Annotated in this window: 16 protein-coding genes; 11 read left to right on the top strand and 5 right to left on the bottom strand. The window is 72.2% G+C overall.

Annotated elements, in window-relative coordinates; translation table 11 throughout:
- The first annotated feature begins 85 nt into the window (after nucleotides 1-85).
- Nucleotides 86-3,625 (top strand): DNA polymerase III subunit alpha, encoded by a 3,540-nt coding sequence (dnaE, locus tag SZN_RS10270; RefSeq protein WP_007493972.1) that lies wholly within the window; start codon nucleotides 86-88, stop codon nucleotides 3,623-3,625.
- 95 nt (nucleotides 3,626-3,720) lie between these two features.
- On the opposite strand, the gene SZN_RS41315 is transcribed toward dnaE, so the two are convergent.
- Complete coding sequence (locus SZN_RS41315) at nucleotides 3,721-3,885, bottom strand: hypothetical protein (RefSeq protein WP_007493970.1); 165 nt, start codon at nucleotides 3,883-3,885, stop codon at nucleotides 3,721-3,723.
- Nucleotides 3,886-4,133: 248 nt separating this feature from the next.
- On the opposite strand from SZN_RS41315, the gene SZN_RS10265 reads away from it, so the two are divergent.
- The 4 genes from SZN_RS10265 to SZN_RS10250 all read left to right on the top strand — a co-directional run bounded on the left by SZN_RS10265 (nucleotide 4,134) and on the right by SZN_RS10250 (nucleotide 8,222).
- A complete protein-coding gene (locus tag SZN_RS10265; RefSeq protein WP_007493968.1) occupies nucleotides 4,134-5,348 on the top strand; it encodes an NYN domain-containing protein in 1,215 nt (404 codons plus the stop codon).
- Nucleotides 5,349-5,550: 202 nt separating this feature from the next.
- On the top strand, nucleotides 5,551-6,525 hold the full coding sequence (locus tag SZN_RS10260; RefSeq protein WP_007493967.1) for an ABC transporter ATP-binding protein: 975 nt from the start codon (nucleotides 5,551-5,553) through the stop codon (nucleotides 6,523-6,525).
- A gap of 82 nt (nucleotides 6,526-6,607) precedes the next feature.
- Nucleotides 6,608-7,432, top strand: a complete 825-nt coding sequence (locus SZN_RS10255; protein WP_007493965.1) for an ABC transporter permease — start codon at nucleotides 6,608-6,610, stop codon at nucleotides 7,430-7,432.
- A gap of 34 nt (nucleotides 7,433-7,466) precedes the next feature.
- Nucleotides 7,467-8,222, top strand: a complete 756-nt coding sequence (locus tag SZN_RS10250; RefSeq protein ID WP_050815043.1) for a hypothetical protein — start codon at nucleotides 7,467-7,469, stop codon at nucleotides 8,220-8,222.
- A 165-nt stretch (nucleotides 8,223-8,387) separates the two neighbouring features.
- Here SZN_RS10250 and ybaK read toward each other — a convergent pair whose 3' ends face one another.
- The 4 genes from ybaK to SZN_RS10230 all read right to left on the bottom strand — a co-directional run bounded on the left by ybaK (nucleotide 8,388) and on the right by SZN_RS10230 (nucleotide 12,446).
- Entirely contained in the window at nucleotides 8,388-8,888 is a 501-nt protein-coding gene (gene ybaK / locus SZN_RS10245; RefSeq protein WP_007493961.1) for a Cys-tRNA(Pro) deacylase, read from the bottom strand.
- A gap of 28 nt (nucleotides 8,889-8,916) precedes the next feature.
- Nucleotides 8,917-9,654: an LON peptidase substrate-binding domain-containing protein gene (locus tag SZN_RS10240; protein WP_007493959.1), complete on the bottom strand. Its 738-nt coding sequence runs from the start codon at nucleotides 9,652-9,654 to the stop codon at nucleotides 8,917-8,919.
- Nucleotides 9,655-9,665: 11 nt separating this feature from the next.
- Entirely contained in the window at nucleotides 9,666-10,709 is a 1,044-nt protein-coding gene (locus SZN_RS10235) for a hypothetical protein (protein WP_007493957.1), read from the bottom strand.
- Nucleotides 10,710-10,868: 159 nt separating this feature from the next.
- Nucleotides 10,869-12,446, bottom strand: a complete 1,578-nt coding sequence (locus tag SZN_RS10230; protein ID WP_007493956.1) for a hypothetical protein — start codon at nucleotides 12,444-12,446, stop codon at nucleotides 10,869-10,871.
- Nucleotides 12,447-12,620: 174 nt separating this feature from the next.
- Here SZN_RS10230 and hisD point away from each other — a divergent pair, with 174 nt between their 5' ends.
- From hisD to priA, 6 genes are read left to right on the top strand one after another with little or no spacing between them, the layout of a single operon-like run.
- On the top strand, nucleotides 12,621-13,946 hold the full coding sequence (gene hisD / locus SZN_RS10225; protein WP_007493955.1) for a histidinol dehydrogenase: 1,326 nt from the start codon (nucleotides 12,621-12,623) through the stop codon (nucleotides 13,944-13,946).
- Nucleotides 13,943-15,049 carry a histidinol-phosphate transaminase gene (locus tag SZN_RS10220; RefSeq protein ID WP_007493954.1) on the top strand — a complete coding sequence of 369 codons (1,107 nt, stop codon included), beginning with the start codon at nucleotides 13,943-13,945 and terminating at the stop codon, nucleotides 15,047-15,049. The genes hisD and SZN_RS10220 overlap by 4 nt, the downstream gene beginning before the upstream one ends.
- Nucleotides 15,046-15,639: an imidazoleglycerol-phosphate dehydratase HisB gene (gene hisB, locus SZN_RS10215; protein WP_007493951.1), complete on the top strand. Its 594-nt coding sequence runs from the start codon at nucleotides 15,046-15,048 to the stop codon at nucleotides 15,637-15,639. The genes SZN_RS10220 and hisB overlap by 4 nt, the downstream gene beginning before the upstream one ends.
- Nucleotides 15,640-15,643: 4 nt before the next feature.
- Nucleotides 15,644-15,811 (top strand): hypothetical protein, encoded by a 168-nt coding sequence (locus SZN_RS41310; RefSeq protein ID WP_007493949.1) that lies wholly within the window; start codon nucleotides 15,644-15,646, stop codon nucleotides 15,809-15,811.
- A complete protein-coding gene (gene hisH, locus SZN_RS10205) occupies nucleotides 15,808-16,452 on the top strand; it encodes an imidazole glycerol phosphate synthase subunit HisH (RefSeq protein WP_007493947.1) in 645 nt (214 codons plus the stop codon). Before SZN_RS41310 ends, hisH begins: the two co-directional genes overlap by 4 nt.
- Nucleotides 16,453-16,456: 4 nt before the next feature.
- Entirely contained in the window at nucleotides 16,457-17,179 is a 723-nt protein-coding gene (gene priA / locus SZN_RS10200) for a bifunctional 1-(5-phosphoribosyl)-5-((5-phosphoribosylamino)methylideneamino)imidazole-4-carboxamide isomerase/phosphoribosylanthranilate isomerase PriA (RefSeq protein ID WP_007493945.1), read from the top strand.
- Nucleotides 17,180-17,194 lie beyond the last annotated feature (15 nt).

Raw genomic sequence — 17,194 nt, 5'->3', positions numbered from 1 at the left:
TGTCAGTCCCGAGGCATAGACTTCCGAGCTGTCCCGGGAAGTGTCCGCCCGCCCGTCACCGAGTGTTCTCCATGGAGGCCAAGCCGTGTCAAAGCCGCCGTTCACGCACCTGCACGTCCACACCCAGTACTCGCTGCTGGACGGTGCCGCGCGGCTGAAGGACATGTTCGACGCGTGCAACGAGATGGGCATGACGCACATCGCCATGTCCGACCACGGCAACCTCCACGGGGCCTACGACTTCTTCCACTCGGCGAAGAAGGCCGGCGTCACCCCGATCATCGGCATCGAGGCGTACGTCGCCCCCGAGTCCCGGCGCAACAAGCGCAAGATCCAGTGGGGCCAGCCGCACCAGAAGCGCGACGACGTCTCCGGCTCCGGCGGTTACACCCACAAGACGATGTGGGCCGTGAACAAGACGGGCCTGCACAACATCTTCCGGCTCTCCTCCGACGCCTACGCCGAGGGCTGGCTCCAGAAGTGGCCCCGGATGGACAAGGAGACCATCGCCCAGTGGTCCGAGGGGATCGTCGCCTCCACCGGCTGCCCCTCCGGCGAGCTCCAGACCCGGCTGCGCCTCGGCCAGTACGACGAGGCCCTGAAGGCCGCCGCCGACTACCAGGACATCTTCGGCAAGGACCGCTACTTCCTGGAGCTGATGGACCACGGCATCGAGATCGAGCACCGGGTCCGCGACGGCCTGCTGGAGATCGGCAAGAAGCTCGGCATCCCCCCGCTGGTCACCAACGACTCGCACTACACGTACGCGCACGAGGCGACCGCCCACGACGCCCTGCTGTGCATCCAGACCGGCAAGAACCTCTCCGACCCCGACCGCTTCAAGTTCGACGGCACCGGCTACTACCTGAAGTCCACGGACGAGATGTACGCCATCGACTCCTCGGACGCCTGGCAGGAGGGCTGCGCCAACACCCTCCTGATCGCCGAGATGGTCGACACCGAGGGCATGTTCGAGTCCCGGAACCTGATGCCGAAGTTCGACATCCCCGACGGCTACACCGAGGTCACCTGGTTCAAGGAGGAGGTCCGCCTCGGCATGGAGCGCCGCTTCCCCGGCGGCATCCCCGACGACCGCCAGAAGCAGGCCGAGTACGAGATGGACGTCATCATCCAGATGGGGTTCCCGGGCTACTTCCTCGTGGTCGCAGACTTCATCATGTGGGCCAAGAAGAACGGCATCGCGGTCGGCCCCGGCCGAGGCTCCGCGGCCGGTTCGATCGTCGCGTACGCCATGGGCATCACCGACCTCGACCCGATCCCGCACGGCCTGATCTTCGAGCGGTTCCTCAACCCCGAGCGCGTCTCCATGCCCGACGTCGACATCGACTTCGACGAGCGCAGGCGCGTCGAGGTGATCCGGTACGTGACGGAGAAGTACGGCGCCGACAAGGTCGCCATGATCGGCACCTACGGCAAGATCAAGGCGAAGAACGCCATCAAGGACTCCGCGCGCGTGCTGGGCTACCCGTACGCGATGGGCGACCGCCTCACCAAGGCCATGCCCGCCGACGTCCTCGGCAAGGGCATCGACCTCGACGGCATCACCAACCCGACCCACCCGCGCTACAACGAGGCGGGCGAGATCCGGGGGATGTACGAGAACGAGCCGGATGTGAAGAAGGTCATCGACACCGCCAAGGGCGTCGAGGGCCTGGTCCGGCAGATGGGCGTGCACGCCGCGGGCGTGATCATGTCCAGCGAGCCCATCGTCGACCACGCCCCGATCTGGGTGCGGCACACCGACGGCGTGACCATCACGCAGTGGGACTACCCGCAGTGCGAGTCGCTCGGCCTGCTGAAGATGGACTTCCTCGGCCTGCGCAACCTGACGATCATGGACGACGCCGTCAAGATGGTGAAGTCCAACAAGGGCGTCGAACTCGACCTGCTGGCCCTGCCGCTCGACGATCCGAAGACCTTCGAACTCCTCCAGCGCGGCGACACCCTGGGCGTCTTCCAGTTCGACGGCGGCCCCATGCGGTCCCTGCTGCGCCTGATGAAGCCCGACAACTTCGAGGACATCTCCGCCGTCTCCGCGCTGTACCGTCCGGGCCCGATGGGCATGGACTCGCACACCAACTACGCGCTGCGCAAGAACAAGCTCCAGGAGATCACCCCCATCCACAAGGAGCTCGAAGAGCCCCTCAGGGAGGTCCTGGACGTCACCTACGGCCTGATCGTCTACCAGGAGCAGGTGCAGAAGGCCGCCCAGATCATCGCCGGCTACTCGCTCGGCGAGGCCGACATCCTGCGCCGCGTGATGGGCAAGAAGAAGCCCGACGAACTGGCGAAGAACTTCACCATCTTCCAGGCCGGCGCCCAGAAGAACGGCTACAGCGACGAGGCCGTCCAGGCCCTGTGGGACGTGCTGGTCCCGTTCGCCGGCTACGCCTTCAACAAGGCGCACTCCGCCGCCTACGGCCTGGTCTCGTACTGGACCGCGTACCTGAAGGCGAACCACCCCGCCGAGTACATGGCCGGGCTGCTCACCTCGGTCAAGGACGACAAGGACAAGTCGGCCGTCTACCTCAACGAGTGCCGCCGCATGGGCATCAAGGTGCTCCCGCCCAACGTCAACGAGTCGGTGCACAACTTCGCCGCCCAGGGCGACGACGTGATCCTCTTCGGCCTGGAAGCCGTGCGCAACGTCGGCACCAACGTGGTCGAGTCGATCATCAGGAGCCGCAAGGCCAAGGGCAAGTACGCCTCCTTCCCCGACTACCTCGACAAGGTCGAGGCGGTCGCCTGCAACAAGCGCACCACCGAGTCGCTGATCAAGGCGGGCGCGTTCGACACCCTGGGGCACACCCGCAAGGGCCTCACCGCGCACTTCGAGCCGATGATCGACAACGTGGTCGCGGTCAAGCGCAAGGAGGCCGAGGGCCAGTTCGACCTCTTCGGCGGCATGGGCGAGGAGGAGAGCGACGAGCCCGGCTTCGGGCTCGACGTGGTCTTCACCGACGAGGAGTGGGAGAAGACGTATCTGCTCGCCCAGGAGCGGGAGATGCTCGGCCTCTACGTCTCCGACCACCCGCTCTTCGGCCTGGAGCACGTGCTGTCCGACAAGGCCGACGCGGGCATCGCCCAGCTCACCGGGGGTGAGCACGCCGACGGCGCGGTGGTGACCATCGGCGGCATCATCTCGGGCCTCCAGCGCAAGATGACCAAGCAGGGCAACGCCTGGGCGATCGCCACCGTCGAGGACCTCGCCGGCTCCCTGGAGTGCATGTTCTTCCCGGCCACGTACCAGCTGGTGTCCACCCAACTCGTCGAGGACGCCGTCGTGTTCGTCAAGGGCCGGCTCGACAAGCGCGAGGACGTGCCGCGGCTGGTCGCGATGGAGCTCCAGGTCCCCGACCTGTCCCACGCGGGCACCAACGCGCCCGTGGTCCTCACCATCCCGGCCACCCGGGTCACCCCGCCGATGGTCAGCCGGCTCGGCGAGATCCTCACCCACCACCGGGGCGAGAGCGAGGTCCGCATCCGGCTCCAAGGCCCGACCAGGACGACCGTCCTGCGGCTGGACCGGCACCGGGTCAAGCCCGATCCGGCGCTGTTCGGCGATCTCAAGGTGCTGCTCGGGCCGTCCTGCCTGGCGGGCTGAGCGGCCACCCGGCCGCCACGCGTGAGGGGCGCGTCCCGTGTTTCTCGGGACGCGCCCCTTCGCCGTATCCGGGTCTCAACACCCTCTACGCAGAGTCAGTTGTGGCCGAAGCGCTTCTCCCGGCCCTTGCGGGCCATGTCGCCCGGCGTCACCTGCGTGATGCGCTGCTCCGCCTGCGGCTCCATCGCGGAGGGCTGCGACTGCTGCTGAGCGCGCTCGGACGGGGACTGCTTCCGGTCCTGCTTCTTGTTCTTGGCCATGGTGATCTGCCTCCTGAGGGGGATCTAGGGGCCAGGGCCGGGATCAGATTCACATAGGCTGACAAAGAGTGCATGTCGGATAATTACCGTGTGTGACAGTGGAGGTCGGGGCGCGCGGTGCGGCGCGACCGCGCCACGGCACCCCGGAACGCCACGCCGAAGATCGAGTTCGGCCCGTTAACACCCGCACGGTCGGGCAGACTCGAAGGAAGCTGGAAGCAAACCTCCCGGGAAAGAGGGTGAGTCGCGTGGACCGCTGCATCGTCCTGGTGGACGCCGGGTATCTGCTGGGGGCCGCCGCCAGCCTGCTCGCCGGAGAACCCTCCAGGTCCCGCATCACCGTCGACCACGCCGCCCTCGTCCAAGGGCTGCGCGAACGCGCAGAGTCCGACACCCAGCGCCCCCTGCTGCGCATCTACTGGTTCGACGGCGCCCCCGACCGGGTGCCGCAGCCCGAGCACCGCAGACTGCGGGTGATGCCGCGGGTCACCGTCCGGCTCGGCGCCCTGACCCGCAGCGACGGCCGCTGGGCGCAGAAGGGCGTCGACGCGGCGATGCACGCCGAACTGACCGAACTCGCCCGCAACCGCGCCTGCTCCGACATCGTCCTCGTGACCGGCGACGGCGATCTGCTGCCGGGCATGATGGCCGCCAAGGAGCACGGTGTCGCCGTGCACCTGTGGGCCGTGCAGGCCGCCGACGGCGACTACAACCAGTCCGAGGACCTGGTCGCCGAGGCCGACGAACGCCGGGTGCTGGACCGCGTCTGGATCACCCGGGCCGTCCGCGCCAAGGAGCTCTCCGGGGTGTGCGCCCCGCCGCCCGCGCCCCGTCCCGAGATCGCCGCGATCCTGTCCGCCCCCCTCCCCGACGCCGCGCTCGGCGCGCGCGCCGAACGCACCGCGCAGGACGCCGAACACGCCCAGGCCGCCGCGGACAACGGCACACAGGAGCGCGTACCGGCGCCCAAGGGCGTGCCCACGCCCAAGGACCTCGCCGCGCTGCGCGCCCCCGGCGTCCAGCCGGCCCAGCCCCCGGCGAGCGCCACGCTGCGCTGGTCCTCCGACAAGGGCTGGGTCGACCGGCCCGGCGCCTCGGCCGAGCCGCCCGAGGTGGCCGCCATGCCGACCCTCGCGCAGCTGACCACGGCCGAGCAGCGCTGGGCCGACCGGGAGGAGGACATCACGACCGTCGGCGGCGACCCCTACGAGGTCGGACAGGTCTTCGCGCGGCGGTGGACGGTGCGGCTCGGGGAGCAGGCCGGTCTGCAGAAGCTGTCCGGGATGTATCCGCGGATCCCGCACCGGATCGACGGGGAACTGCTCAGGTACGCGGCCCGGTTCGGGCTCCTCGCGCACAAGGACGACCAGATCGACGAGCACGACCGGTACGCCATCCGGGCCGGGTTCTGGCGGGAGATCGACGTCCGGACCGCGACGGAGCGGGCGCCCGCCGGAGAATGAGCCGGACGGGTGACGGTGCGGCCGGGCGGCACGGGACGGACGCTCGTGCCCCACAGGTGCGGGCACCAGGGGTGTTTCGCGCCGCGCGCGGGCGATGTGCGGCGAGTGGCCGCCCCGAGGGCGGCAGCGGGGCCCGGACCCCGTACTCTCGTCCTTTGTGAGTACGCGCGCGGGACAGGCATGTCGACACGGTGGTGACGTCGTGTGCGCCGTGCGCGGGCTGACGAAGACCTATCCGGCGGTCCGCGGCCGGCGCGGCGCCCCGGGCACGCCCGAGGTGCGGGCCACCGACGACGTGCGCCTCGACATCCGGCGCGGTGAGATCTTCGGACTGCTCGGCCCCAACGGCGCCGGCAAGACCACCCTCGTACGCCAGCTGACCGGGCTGATGCGGCCCGACGCGGGCGGCGTCGAGATCCTCGGCCACGACATCGTGCGCCACCCCGACCGGGCGGCGCGCATCCTCGCCTACCTCGGCCAGGAGTCCAGCGCCCTCGACGAGCTGACCGTGTCCCTCGCCGCCGAGACCACCGGGCGGCTGCGCGGCTTGGACGTACGGCGGGCGCGTGCCGAGCGGGACGCCGTACTGGAGGAGCTGGGCCTCACCCCGATCGCCGGACGGCCGCTGAAGAAGCTGTCCGGCGGGCAGCGCCGGCTGGCCTGCTTCGCCGCCGTGCTGGTGGGGGAGCGCCCCCTGCTCGTGCTGGACGAGCCGACCACCGCGATGGACCCGGTGGCGCGGCGGGCCGTGTGGTCGGCCGTGGACCGGCGGCGCGCCGAGCACGGCACGACCGTGCTGCTCGTCACCCACAACGTCATCGAGGCCGAGACCGTCCTCGACCGGGTCGCGGTGCTCGACCGGGGCCGGGTCATCGCCTGCGACACCCCCTCCGGGCTCAAGGAACGCGTCGCCGGCGAGGTGCGCGTCCAGCTGCTGTGGCGCGACCGCGCCCCCCTGGAGGTCCCCGAGGTGGCCGCGCTCCAGGACCGGGCCGTGGAGTCCGGCCGCCGCTGGACGCTGCGCCTCGCCCCCGAGGAGGCCCGCACGGTCGTGGCCACCGTCACCGGCGGGGCCGCCTTCGCCGCGCTGGACGACTTCACGCTCGCCACGCCGAGCCTGGAGGACGTCTACCTCGCGCTGGGCGGGGCAGCGCAGCAGGGGCTGGTGAAGGCTTGAGCACCCGCGCCCCCGTGTGCGTATCTGTACGGAACAGGGCCACCTCCCCCGAGATCCCCCGTGTGAAAGGGAGCAGCGCCACGTGAGTGTCGTACCCGCCGAGGTTCTGCCGGGCAGCGCCCTGGCCGCGGACGAGCCGTCCCGGGCGGCCATGGCCGAGCTCGGGCCGCGCGCGCGGCTGTGGCCGTCGCTGTGCGCCGTCTACCGGGCGCAGCTGTCCCGGGCGAGGGTCGCGCGGATCCCGCTGCTCTTCGTGGCGACCTTCCAGTCCGTCGGGATCATGATCCTGATGCGCGGGGTCGTCGACGGCGGGGCCGAGGCGCGGACCGTGGTGGCCGGCTCGTCCGTGCTCGTGGTCGCCTTCGTCGCGCTGAACCTGCTCGCGCAGTACTTCGGCCAGCTGCGCGCCAGCGGCGGCCTCGACCACTACGCCACGCTGCCGGTGCCGCCCGCCGCCGTGGTGCTGGGCGCGGCCGGGGCGTACGCCTCCTTCACCGTGCCGGGGACCGTGGTGACGGCCCTGTTCGGGTCCGCGCTGTTCGGGCTGCCGGTGGCGCAGCTGTGGGTGCTGGCCGCCGTGATCCCGCTCGCGGGCGCCGCGCTCGCCGGGCTGGGCGCCGCCCTGGGCCTGCTCGCGCCCCGGCCGGAACTGGCGACGCTCCTGGGCCAGCTGGGCATGTCCGCCGCGCTGCTGCTGGGTGTGCTGCCCGCCGACCGGATGCCGGAGGCGGTCCGCTTCGCCCGGGACCTGCTGCCGTCGACGTACGGCGTGGAGGCGTTCGCCCGGACGTTCGGCGCGCGGCCCGAATGGGCGCTGGTCCTGCGCGACCTCGCCGTGTGCGCGGCGGTCGGCGTCGTCTCGCTCGCCGTGGCCACCTGGGCGTACCGCCGGGCGGCCGTCCGGTGACGCGCCGCACAGGTCGGCCTGGCACGATGGCAGGGTGACCGCTCCGCTGACTCCTCCACCCCCGCCGCGTGAACCGTCCCCCGACGGGGGGTGGCAGCAGCCCGCTGCCGGGTACCCGGCAGCCGGGCCGTACGACGCCCTGTCCGACGCTCCGAGCGGTGCCCGGGACCCGTACGGTCCTCCCGGGCCGTACGGCGTGTACGGCTCGTCCCGACAGGACGGTCCCGGCATGAAGACCGAAGTGCGCGAGGCCGCCGTGGTCATGGTGGCGGTGGCCGTCTTCGGGGCGCTCCTCGGTGTCCTGTGGTGGTGGCTGGCGCCGAGCGTGCCGCTGGTCGGGGACGTCGTCGACAAGAGCTGGGTCGTCTACCTCAAGGACTCCGAGGGCGAGCAGGCCGTCGGGGTCGACGGAACGTTCACTCTGCTCGCGCTCGGCTTCGGGCTGCTCAGCGCGCTCGCGGTCTTCCTGTGGCGGCGCCGCGGCGGTGTCCCGCTCGTGGTGGCCCTGGCCGTCGGAGGGTTCCTCGGGTCCCTGCTGGCCTGGCGGGTCGGGGTGTGGCTCGGACCCGCCCAGGACGTCGTGGCCCGCGCCAAGGACGTCGGCAAGGGCGTCACCTTCTCCGCGCCGCTCAAGCTCGGCGCCAAGGGGGCCTGGCTCGCCTGGCCGCTGGCCGCGCTGGTGGCGCATCTCGGGCTGACCGCGCTGTTCGGCCCGCGCGACCCGGACCCGTTCCCGCAGCAGCCCCCTCAGGGGCAGGCGAAGGACCCCTACGGCGCGCCGCTGGGCTGACGCCGGGGAACGCCCAGGGGACACGGCCGGCCCCCTGGGCGGGGGTGCCTCACGCCGGGCGGCGTCCGTGGTTCGCGCGGCCCTTCCTGGTGCGCCACTTGCGCTTCCGTGTTCTCTTCGACATGTCCCCCGTACTTAACCGGGGACACCCCCGCCGTCGAGAGTTCACGCACGGCCGACGGGAGCGAGGACCGCGCCGGTGAGGGCGGCCAGGTCCGCGGGGGACAGCTCGATCTCCAGGCCGCGCCGGCCCGCCGAGACGCAGATCGTGGCGTGCCCGGAGGCGGTGGAGTCCAGCACCGCGGGCAGCCGCTTGCGCTGGCCCAGCGGGGAGATGCCGCCGAGGACGTAGCCCGTGGCGCGTTCGGCGAGGGCCGGATCGGCCATCGCGGCCCGCTTGCCGCCGACGGCGGCGGCCAGCGCCTTGAGGTCCAGCCGGCCCGCCACCGGGACCACGGCCACGGTCAGTGCGCCGTCCACGTCCGCCACCAGCGTCTTGAAGACGCGGTCCGGCGAGACGCCCATCGCCTCGGCGGCCTCCTCGCCGTAGGAGGGGTGGGCGGGGTCGTGGTCGTAGGAGTGGACCGTGAACGCGACGCCCGCCGCGGTGAGCGCGACGGTCGCGGGCGTCCCCGCGGACTGCTGTTTCTTCGACTTCTTCGCCATGGCGGCCGGTCTCCCCAGAGGTGGTGCGTCAGTTCAGGCTCGTGGGCCCGCGGGTCAGGTCCGACGCCGGGAGCGAGGGCAGCGTACGGATGATCGAGGACTCGGCGCGCAGGAGCCGCAGCTCGTCGCGCAGCCGGGACGCCGTGTCCGGCGCCTGCAGCAGGCGCTGCTTGGTCGGCGTGTCCAGCATCATCGCGGCCGCCACCAGGTAGGACACCACCGACGGCTGGTCCGGGAGGTCGGCCGTCGCGGACAGGGACCGCTCGCGGGCGCCCGCGAGGCGCTTCTGGTACTGCCGGAAGGCCCGCAGCACCCCTTCCGCCAGCGCCCCGGCCTCGTCGCCCGGCTCCTCCGCCAGCTCCTCCAGCTCGGCGCTGAGAAAGGCGCCCGAGGCGTCCACCGAGACCAGCCGCACCCGGGTCGTCCCCGTCGCCAGCACCTCGAAGGTGCCGTCGGCGCGCTCCCGGATCGTCGCCGCGTCCGCGATGCAGCCCACCGCGTGGAACGCCTTCAGCGGGTCCGGGCCGAAGCCCGCCGCCGGGCCCCGCTCGGGCACGGCGGCGGGGTCCGGCATGCCGGGAGCGCTCGGAGCCAGCTCGTGGCCGTCGCGGATCGTCACGACGGCGAAGCGGCGCGGCTCCTCCTCGGGGGTCTTCAGCAGCTCGCGCATCATCGCGCGATAGCGCTCCTCGAAGATGTTCAGCGGCAGCACGAGACCCGGGAAGAGCACCGAGTTCAGGGGGAAGAGCGGAAGGCGGACGGTCACGGCGCCAAAGCCTAATGGGCCGCGGGCGGTACGCGTCCGGCCCGCCCACCCGCCGGACGCGCGCCGCGTCCGGCGCTCGGCGTGCCGCCCGCCCGCAGCCGGACCTCCTCGCGCACCTCCAGGAACCGGCCGAGCGGATCCTCCGCGAACCGGCTCCACGGGTACGACGTGGCGTACGGCCCGATCAGGCGCAGCTGCTCCAGCGCGTCCTCCCAGCGGCCGAGCCGCACCAGGACGTACGTCAGCTTGTTGCGGACCGCCGCCGGCCACAGGTCGGCCGCCGGGAACCTGGCGGAGAGCGCCACGGCCCGGTCGGCCGCCGCGTCCAGCCGCTCGGGCGGCACGCCCGGACCGCAGCCGTCGTGGTAGTAGGCGAGGGCCGCGCGGGCCGGCAGGGCCTGGACGAGGGAGTCGGGCGGGGCGTCCTGCGCGGCCCGGTCGGCGAAGTCCAGGCACTCGCGGTGGGAGCCGTGCCAGGAGGCGCGCAGATAGCGCAGGGCCGCCACATGGCAGCCGTAGTGCAGCGGGGCGCGGCGCAGCGCCGCCTCCCACAGCTCGCCGAAGTAGGTGTGGCCGGCCCGGGAGCCGCGCGCGTGGTCCAGCGCGAGCCGCCAGGGCACGGGGTCGCGGTCGTCGCCGCGCGCGGCGGCGGTGATCAGCGGGCTGACCCCGCGCAGCACCTCGGCGCGCGCGGGGGAGCGCCAGGCGTGGTCGACCGCGAGCTGGGCGCGCACCAGCAGGACGTCCGGGTCGTGCGGGGCGGCGGCGTACCAGGTCTGCAGCCACTCGGGGCGCGAGCGCGCGAAGGAGGCCAGATGCAGCGTGTAGCGGTCGCGGTGCTCCCACTGCGCGTTCTCGCGGGTGGCGGCGAGCACGGCGGCGGCGGGCTCGGGGCGGCCCTGCCCCGCCGCGACCAGCGCGGGGCCGAGGCGGTCGTCGGGCGCGTCGAGCAGGACCTCCGCGTCGGAGGCCAAGCCGGCGGCGGGGTGTGCCGCCTTCCTTGTCGTCCGGGAGGCCCGGCCGAACGGGAGCGTGAGAGCCATGGTGTCGACCATTGAAAGTCCGCCGGTCGCACCCACGCCAGGGGGAAGGACCAGGAGGCGGAAAGTTGTACGCGGGCAGGTCAAGAAAGAGTAAAAGTCAATCGTTCAACAACTGTCGGACATCCATGAAATCAGCTCAGATGTCACACACTTCCCGCCACATCCGGCCGCTCAGTTGCGGCGCAGCATCCGCGTCGCCCCGGTCGCCACCGTCGTCGCGAGAATCCAGCCCAGCAGGATCATCGCCGCGACCAGCCACTGCCAGGCGCCCCTGAACAGCCAGAACCCCACCTGGCCCAGGTCGATCACCGGCAGCAGCAGATCCAGCGCGAACAGGGGAGGGTTCCACGACGGGCGCTCGCCGCTCCTGACCGGCGGGGGGTCGGCGTAGGTGAACGCCACCGAGCCCGCCGCCCACAGCACGGCCATCCACACGGCGGCCCGACCGGGCCGATAGCCGTAGGCGACCATCCAGTCCTGGGCGTAGCCCCACAGCTTGGCGGCGGGCGGCAGCGTCTCGCGGCGTCTGCGCTGCTTGGCGAGCAGCACCTCGCGCGCGTCCTCGTCCTCACCGCCGGCCCGCAGGACGGCCGCCAGCCGCTCGTACGGCTCCGGGTGGTACTCGGCGGTCGCCGCGGACACCCAGGCGAGCCGCCGCCGCAGCGGGAACGGGCCGCGCGGCACGAGGTTCTCGTAGGTGAAGCCGCCCATCTGCAGCAGACCGGGGCCCGGCCACGCGTCCGCCCGGTCCATCAGGTTGACCACGCGCGCCCCGGACAGCACCACCCGGCCGCGCTCCGGACGCTCGCCCAGGAAGCGCAGCTCCGGCGTCTGGACGCGGCGCAGCGACAGCTCCTGCTCCTCGGTGAACGCGAACCGGGCCCCCTCCAGGTCGACCGCGTCCCCGAACCGCCCGTCGTCCAGCCGCACCCCGCCCCGGCACTCGAAGCGCTGCACACGCGTCCCGCGCGCGGGCGTACGGCCGCTCAGCAGCGGACCGCCGACGCCCGCCGGGGTCAGGTACAGCGTGCGGCCGACGGTCAGCTGCGGGGCGTTCAGCGCGAGCCGGGTGTAGGGGTTGACCAGCCGCGCGCCCCGCAGGCTCAGCGACACGCCGATGCTCGCGCCGCGCAGGCTCAGCTCGCCGTGCGACTCCAGCATCTCCGCCTGGAGGTCCTGGCCGACCGTCATGCCGTCGGCGGCCATGGAGCGCCCGCTGCGGTCCCGGTAGACGATCGCCTGGTTGAGCAGCAGATCGGTGCCGATGCGGGCGTCGGTGAGCCGGACGCCGTTGTGGAAGCGGCAGCGCGGCAGATGCAGGTCGCCCTCGGTGCTGACCCGCGCGGCCTCCAGGCGCGGTACGGAGCAGTCCACCAGCCGCACGGTCGACAGCCGGGCCTCCGGCAGCAGCACCTCCCGCTCGAAGCGGCAGGCCCGCATCTCCACGTACGGCTCCACCTGGCCGCCCGCCAGATCCAGCGCCCCGTCCACGCGCACACCCGCCAGCTTCAGCGCGCTGACCCGGCCCGCGAGGGCGGGCGGCCCGTCCAGCAGCAGCCAGCACACGATGCGCGCCCGCACCGAGCGCTCCTCGCCCCAGGGATGCCCGCCGTGCGGGTCGTCGACGACCGGGTCGCCGCTGCTCAGGTCGTACACGCTGCCGTTGCGGAAGGCCTGCCACATGCCCGCCTCGGCGGCGGTGAGATCGTCCGGCAGGTCGCCGCCCCGGACGCCGGCCCCCTCGGTCATCGCGTCACCCTCCCTCCCCGCCGGGCGAGTCGGTTGCCCCGTACCCCCGTCATGCCCGCTGAGTGACCGGCCGAACACGGGAAGTGAAGAGGATCTTCCGGATTCCGCCGCGTTCTGTATCAGCCATTGATACGCGCGAACGGCCCCCGACGCGGGTCTGAGAGAATTGGGCACGTGATCTCCCGAATCGATCTGCGCGGCGACGCCCTCCCCGAGGGTCCGGCCCTGCGCGACCTGCTGCCCCGGGCCGAGTTCGACGTATCGGCCGCCCTGGAGAAGGTGCGCCCGATCTGCGAGGCCGTGCACCATCGGGGAGACGCGGCACTGATCGACTTCGCGGAGAAGTTCGACGGGGTCAGGCTCGACCGGGTCAGGGTGCCCGAGGCCGCCCTCGCGCGCGCGCTCGAAGAGCTCGACCCGGCCGTGCGCGCCGCCCTGGAGGAGTCCGTCCGGCGCGCCCGCCTCGTCCACCGCGAGCAGCGGCGCACCGACCGCACCACCCAGGTCGTGCCCGGCGGCACGGTCACCGAGAAGTGGGTGCCGGTCGACCGCGTCGGCCTGTACGCGCCGGGCGGCCGCTCGGTCTACCCGTCCTCCGTGATCATGAACGCCGTCCCGGCGCAGGAGGCCGGCGTCCCCTCGATCGCCCTCGCCTCGCCGCCCCAGGCCGAGTTCGGCGGGCTGCCGCACCCGACCATCCTCGCCGCGTGCGCGCTGCTCGGCGTCGACGAGGTGTACGCCGCGGGCGGCGCCACGGCCGTCGCGATGTTCGCCCACGGCACCGAGTCCTGCCCGCCCGCCACCATGGTCACCGGCCCCGGCAACATCTGGGTCGCCGCCGCCAAGCGCTACTTCACCGGCAAGATCGGCATCGACGCCGAGGCGGGCCCGACCGAGATCGCGGTCCTCGCCGACGCCACCGCCGACCCGGTCCACGTCGCCTCCGACCTGATCAGCCAGGCCGAGCACGACCCGCTGGCCGCCGCCGTCCTCGTCACCGACTCCGCGGCACTCGCGGACGCGGTCGAGAAGGAGCTGGAGTCGCAGGTCGCGGCCACCAAGCACATCGACGACCGGATCGTGCCCGCCCTCAAGGGCAGGCAGTCCGCGATCGTCCTGGTCGACGGCGTCGACGAGGGACTGCGCGTGGTCGACGCCTACGCGGCCGAGCACCTGGAGATCCAGACGGCCGACGCCGCCGCCGTCGCCGACCGGGTGCGCAACGCCGGCGCGATCTTCATCGGCCCCTGGGCGCCGGTCTCGCTCGGCGACTACGCCGCCGGCTCCAACCACGTGCTGCCCACCGGCGGCTGCGCCTGCCACTCCTCCGGCCTGTCCGTCCAGTCCTTCCTGCGCGGCATCCACATCGTCGACTACACCGAGGACGCGCTCGCCGACGTCGCACAGCACGTGGTGACGCTGGCCGAGGCGGAGGACCTGCCGGCCCACGGGGCGGCGGTCAAGGCGAGGTTCGGCTGGAAGGTACCCGGAAGCAAGTGAGCGGCATCGACGATCTCCCCGTACGGGACGAACTGCGCGGCAAGTCCCCCTACGGCGCGCCCCAACTGGACGTCCCCGTCCGGCTGAACACCAACGAGAACCCCTACCCGCTGCCCGAGCCGCTGGTCGAGCGGATCGCCGAGCGGGTCCGCGCGGCGGCCCGCGACCTCAACCGCTACCCCGACCGGGACGCGGTGGAGCTGCGCACCCGCCTCGCCCGGTACCTCACCGACACCTCCGGCCACCGGGTCGGCCTCGCCAACGTCTGGGCCGCCAACGGCTCCAACGAGGTCCTCCAGCAGCTCCTGCAGACCTTCGGCGGACCGGGCCGCACGGCGATCGGCTTCGAGCCGTCGTACTCGATGCACGCGCTGATCTCCCGCGGCACCGGCACCGGCTGGATCTCCGGCCCCCGCAACGACGACTTCACCATCGACCTCGCCGCCGCCGAGAAGGCCATCGCCGAGCACCGCCCCGACGTCGTCTTCGTGACCACCCCCAACAACCCCACCGGCAACGCGGTCCCCGGCGACACCGTCCTCGCCCTGTACGAGGCCGCCCAGGCCGCGAAGCCCTCCATGGTCGTCGTCGACGAGGCCTACGTCGAGTTCAGCCACGGCGACTCGCTGCTGCCGCTGATCGAGGGCCGCCCCCACCTGGTCGTCTCCCGCACGATGTCGAAGGCGTTCGGCGCGGCCGGCCTGCGCCTGGGCTATCTCGCCGCGCACCCCGCGGTGGTGGACGCCGTGCAGCTCGTACGGCTGCCCTACCACCTGTCGGCCGTCACCCAGGCGACCGCCCTGGCCGCCCTGGAGCACACCGACACGCTGCTGAAGTATGTCGACCAGCTCAAGGCGGAGCGGGACCGGCTGGTGCGCGAACTGCTCGCCCTCGGCTACGAGGTCACCGCCTCCGACGCGAACTTCGTGCAGTTCGGCCGCTTCGCCGACGCCCGCACCGCCTGGCGGCAGATCCTCGACCGGGGCGTCCTGGTCCGGGACAACGGCGTGCCGGGATGGCTGCGGGTGACCGCCGGAACCCCCGAAGAGAACGACGCGTTCCTCGACGCGGTCCGTGATGTGAAGAAGGAGCAGAGCGCATGAGCCGGGTAGGACGCGTGGAACGCGTCACCAAGGAGACCTCCGTCCTCGTCGAGATCGACCTCGACGGGACCGGCAGGGTCGAGGTGGCGACCGGGGTCGGTTTCTACGACCACATGCTGGACCAGCTCGGCCGGCACGGCCTGTTCGACCTCACCGTGAAGACCGAGGGCGACCTGCACATCGACTCCCACCACACCATCGAGGACACCGCCCTCGCGCTGGGCGCCGCCTTCAAGCAGGCCCTCGGCGACAAGGTGGGCATCTACCGCTTCGGCAACTGCACCGTCCCGCTGGACGAGTCGCTGGCCCAGGTGACGGTCGACCTGTCCGGCCGCCCCTACCTCGTGCACACCGAGCCCGAGACCATGGCGCCGATGATCGGCGAGTACGACACCACGATGACCCGGCACATCCTGGAGTCCTTCGTCGCCCAGGCACAGATCGCGCTGCACGTGCACGTGCCCTACGGCCGCAACGCCCACCACATCGTGGAATGCCAGTTCAAGGCGCTGGCACGGGCCCTGCGGTACGCCTCCGAGCGCGACCCGCGCGCGGTCGGCATCCTCCCCTCCACGAAGGGCGCGCTCTAACCCCATGAACGGTTCGTCCACCGCTTTCATCGTCGTCGGCCTCTTCCTCGCCGGCGGCGTGTACTCCTTCATCAAGCAGAAGGTCTCGAAGAACATCGTCGTGCTGCTGGCGATAGCAGCCGCGATGTGCCTCACCGCGGGCATCGTGCGGCTGGAGGTGTGGTACTCATGAGCCCCGGCCCGAAGAAGGTCGTCGTCTTCGACTACGGCTTCGGGAACATCCGCTCCGCCGAGCGCGCCCTCACGCGCGCGGGTGCGGACGTGGAGGTCACCCGTGACTTCGACGCGGCCATGAACGCCGACGGGCTGCTCGTGCCGGGCGTGGGCGCCTTCGCCGCCTGCATGAAGGGGCTGACCGGGGCACGCGGCGACTGGATCATCGACCGCCGGCTCTCCGGCGGGCGTCCGGTGATGGGCATCTGCGTCGGCATGCAGATCCTCTTCGCGCGCGGCATCGAGCACGGCGAGGAGACCGAGGGCCTGGGCGAATGGCCCGGCTCGGTGGAGCCGCTCCAGGCCGAGATCGTGCCCCACATGGGCTGGAACACCGTGGACGCGGCGCCCGGCAGCGAACTGTTCGCCGGCCTGGACGCCGACGCGCGCTTCTACTTCGTGCACTCCTACGCCGTCCAGGAGTGGAGCTTCGACACGCTGAACCCGGCGATGACCCCGCCCAGGGTCACCTGGTCCACGCACGGCAAGCCCTTCGTGGCCGCCGTCGAGAACGGCCCGCTGTGGGCCACCCAGTTCCACCCCGAGAAGTCCGGCGACGCCGGAGCGCAGCTGCTCACCAACTGGATCGGAACCCTGTAGAGACATGCCCAAGCTCGAACTCCTCCCCGCCGTCGACGTCCGCGACGGCCAGGCCGTGCGCCTCGTGCACGGCGAGTCCGGCACCGAGACCTCCTACGGCTCCCCACTGGAGGCCGCCCTGGCCTGGCAGCGGTCGGGCGCCGAGTGGCTGCACCTGGTCGACCTCGACGCCGCCTTCGGCACCGGCGACAACCGGGAGCTGATCGCCGAGGTCGCACGGGCGATGGACATCAAGGTCGAGCTGTCCGGCGGCATCCGCGACGACGCCTCCCTGGCCGCCGCGCTCGCCACGGGCTGCACGCGCGTGAACCTCGGCACGGCCGCCCTGGAGACACCCGAGTGGGTCGCCAAGGTCATCGCCGAGCACGGCGACAAGATCGCCGTCGGCCTCGACGTCCGCGGCACCACCCTGCGCGGCCGCGGCTGGACCCGCGACGGCGGCGACCTCTACACGACGCTGGAGCGCCTGAACGCCGAGGGCTGCGCCCGGTACGTCGTCACGGACATCGCCAAGGACGGCACGCTCCAGGGCCCGAACCTGGAACTGCTGAAGAACGTCTGCGCGGCGACGGACCGCCCCGTCGTCGCCTCCGGCGGCGTCTCCTCCCTCGACGACCTGCGGGCCATCGCCGAGCTGGTCCCGCTCGGTGTCGAGGGCTCCATCGTCGGGAAGGCCCTCTACGCGAAGGCGTTCACCCTGGAGGAAGCCCTGGAGGCCGTGTCATGAAGACGGACGCAGTGT

Source organism: Streptomyces zinciresistens K42, assembly GCF_000225525.1.
In the GTDB taxonomy this organism is placed as follows: Bacteria; Actinomycetota; Actinomycetes; order Streptomycetales; family Streptomycetaceae; genus Streptomyces; species Streptomyces zinciresistens.
This window is presented reverse-complemented; position numbering and strand designations above follow the sequence as displayed.

What these genes read in the sequence shown, in the direction of transcription:
- SZN_RS41315 (WP_007493970.1), bottom strand. Translation starts at nt 3,885, where the DNA reads ATGGCCAAGAACAAGAAGCAGGACCGGAAGCAGTCCCCGTCCGAGCGC.
- ybaK (WP_007493961.1), bottom strand. Translation starts at nt 8,888, where the DNA reads ATGGCGAAGAAGTCGAAGAAACAGCAGTCCGCGGGGACGCCCGCGACC.
- SZN_RS10235 (WP_007493957.1), bottom strand. Translation starts at nt 10,709, where the DNA reads ATGGTCGACACCATGGCTCTCACGCTCCCGTTCGGCCGGGCCTCCCGG.
- SZN_RS10230 (WP_007493956.1), bottom strand. Translation starts at nt 12,446, where the DNA reads ATGACCGAGGGGGCCGGCGTCCGGGGCGGCGACCTGCCGGACGATCTC.
- hisB (WP_007493951.1), top strand. Translation starts at nt 15,046, where the DNA reads ATGAGCCGGGTAGGACGCGTGGAACGCGTCACCAAGGAGACCTCCGTC.
- SZN_RS41310 (WP_007493949.1), top strand. Translation starts at nt 15,644, where the DNA reads ATGAACGGTTCGTCCACCGCTTTCATCGTCGTCGGCCTCTTCCTCGCC.
- hisH (WP_007493947.1), top strand. Translation starts at nt 15,808, where the DNA reads ATGAGCCCCGGCCCGAAGAAGGTCGTCGTCTTCGACTACGGCTTCGGG.
- priA (WP_007493945.1), top strand. Translation starts at nt 16,457, where the DNA reads ATGCCCAAGCTCGAACTCCTCCCCGCCGTCGACGTCCGCGACGGCCAG.